This window comes from Streptosporangium sp. NPDC003464, assembly GCF_053588315.1.
Map to the genome: position 1 here is coordinate 1,362 of NZ_JBSFPS010000465.1, position 2,396 is coordinate 3,757.

General features: G+C 64.4%; 3 protein-coding genes. 1 reads left to right on the forward strand and 2 read right to left on the reverse strand.

Annotated features, from left to right (window positions below):
• On the reverse strand, positions 1-259 hold a 259-nt coding region (locus tag ACWDS7_RS47235; RefSeq protein WP_451934637.1), incomplete at its 3' end, for a hypothetical protein.
• Positions 260-1,420: 1,161 nt separating this feature from the next.
• Between ACWDS7_RS47235 and ACWDS7_RS47240 the strand changes: the two genes are divergently transcribed.
• The gene (locus ACWDS7_RS47240; RefSeq protein ID WP_451934638.1) at positions 1,421-1,585 is read left to right on the forward strand and encodes a hypothetical protein; all 165 of its coding nucleotides are present in this window, start codon (positions 1,421-1,423) and stop codon (positions 1,583-1,585) included.
• A 64-nt stretch (positions 1,586-1,649) separates the two neighbouring features.
• Here ACWDS7_RS47240 and ACWDS7_RS47245 read toward each other — a convergent pair whose 3' ends face one another.
• On the reverse strand, positions 1,650-2,018 hold the full coding sequence (locus ACWDS7_RS47245; protein ID WP_451934639.1) for a hypothetical protein: 369 nt from the start codon (positions 2,016-2,018) through the stop codon (positions 1,650-1,652).
• Between the last annotated feature and the right edge of the window lie 378 nt (positions 2,019-2,396).

Consider the following 2,396-nt stretch of genomic DNA (forward strand, 5'->3'; position numbering starts at 1 on the left):
CGATGAGGTTCTCCCCACCCTCCTCCCGGCGACGCGCGAGCATGGCCAGCAGAAGTGGGTGCTCGATGAGGTTCTCCCCACCCTCCTCCCGGCGACGCGCGAGCATGGCCAGCAGAAGTGGGTGCTCGATGAGGTTCTCCCCACCCTCCTCCCGGCGACGCATGAGCATGGCCAGCAGGAGCGGGTGCTCGATGAGGTTCTCCCCGCCCTCACGCTCGGACGTCTCGGTGGATGCGGAGCGCTCGGTGGTCGTCGTCATATCATTTCCCTTTCAGGATCGGTGGTTTGCGCACCATTTTCGTGAGAGACGAGTGCCCCGTACCCGTGCCCAACAGGATCTACTCTGCGCAGCAGAATCCACCAAATCCCTATCGAGCTAGCGCTTTAACGTATCTGCCACTTCCAGCCGCGCCTGCGCAGCAAAAACAAATTCTGACCAAAAATATCTTGGACTTGTTCTGGCAAGTACCACGGAGCTGTGGAAGGGACTCATCGTGGACCTCCGGTCGACGGGGCGCGAAGATGCGTGATGATCCGTACGGGCGAGCAGCGGCGGGCTCGACTCACCAGACATCCAGGTGAACTGCCATGAAAGCGCTGCCCGCACGATCGTCCGCCTGTGGCCGGCCGTCGTAGGCGGCTGGAGGCGATCGAGCGGCCAGGCTCCCCACCGCGACAAAGCAACAGGTCAACACCTTAATCACGTGCCGGATCCATGCCGGGACAGACGGGGAACCACAGTCACTCACGGGGAATCACGGGGAATCGACCCGCCCTGACCTGCATCCTTTTTCCCAGCTCAAGGCGGCAAGGCCGGAAGCTGATCCCCAAACTGACAGCGCGGGTCCGATTCCCGGAGAATGGGCGAATGACCCGTGATCCAGCCGAACCCGCTGGACGGAGACAGTCGCTTTCCCGGCCCGGAGGCCGCACACTTCTTTCTTCTCAGCGAATATGGGGCTGCTCGAATTGAAGAGATGAGGGCCTGGTAGCGCCGGCGGTCATGTCAGCCCGGCCCATTTGGTCCAGGGTTGCACTTCAGGTTGCAGCACAGGGACGTTCAGCAGTTCCGGAAGCTCGCGGGACGGTTCCGAGGGTGCGGGAGCCGACACGGCGAGGACCCCGGAGGTCCCCCGGATCCCGGCTGCCCGACTGTCCGGCTGTCCAGCTGTCCGGCTGCCCGGCTGTCCGGGACCTCACGTCGTGAGCGCTTCCAAGATCCGCCTGTCCACTGCCTCGTGCTGCCCGCCGACGCACTTGGCGTAGACCTTGGGCAGCACGTCCACCCCGCGCCCGGCCCGCTCATCGTCTTTCCTCAGCCAGGTCGCGAGTCAGGGCGCGGCCTTGCCCAGGCTTACGAAATACGCTGTGGTTGACTGTTTGCTATTAATCAGTCCCCCTACGTGGGGATACGTCGTTCATGGATCTCACCGTCGCCGGCATCCGCGTCGCGCGTAACGCCGACGGCCGCCTGGAGGCCTTCCACGTCGGCTACGACTCCGCCCTGTGGCACAAGTGGCAGGACGCGGACGGAGCATGGTCGCCCGACTGGGTGTCGCTGGGCGGCAACCTGATCGGCTTCTGAACCCAGGTGTGGGTGCCTGCGCCGCCGCCGGCGCAGGCACGCACACCCGTCGTCGACGGCGCCGTCACGCCTCCGTGTAGGCCAGGATCCTCTGGCGATCCTCCTCGGAGAGCGGCTCCAGCAGGTCGGTGTTCTCGTGCGGGAAGTCCTTCAGGAGCGTTTCGAAGTCCTGGATCGCCACGGTGATGGCGATGAACTGCAGACCCCTGCTCACCTCGACGCCGGCCGGGATCGGGACCGTCATGCTCTTCGTCCCCCCGTTCTGATGGCCGGGGAGGCCGATGTCGGTCAACCTGGCAACGGTGTCACCGGCTCCGTTGATGTTGAGCAGGACGATCCCCAGCAGGGCCAGACCGCCGAGGATGGTGACCAGGATCGTCCTGTCCGACACGTTCACCTTCACTGTGATGTAGGGGCCGAGAGAGAATTCCAAACCCGCGGGAACGTTGGCCGCCTGCGCCTGGACAGTGGCATGCGGGCTCATGCGCGCGCGAGGGGGACGGAACCTCCAAGGGGGTGATGACGAAATGGTCCTGTTCCCCTGGGCATACACGTTGAACGCCGATGTTATGGGATATTTCGTGTATGGATTGATCACATAAGTGTTGGGCGGCGGCAACTCACCCCGGCCGGGCGGGAAGGAGATTCCCAGTTGAGTCTCCCTTGGTTCCCCACCCAGCATTGTCCGTTTTTATCCAAGAAGAAGCCCGTCTGGCCCAGATAGTCGGGCTCCCAGATCCCGGACCCGGCCGCAGGCCGCGCCGTCGCCCACCCGCACGGCCGGGACGGCGTCGAAGACGAGCGCGGTGAG

Excerpts from the sequence above, each read along its gene's own strand:
- ACWDS7_RS47240 (WP_451934638.1), top strand. The coding sequence starts at position 1,421 with ATGGATCTCACCGTCGCCGGCATCCGCGTCGCGCGTAACGCCGACGGC.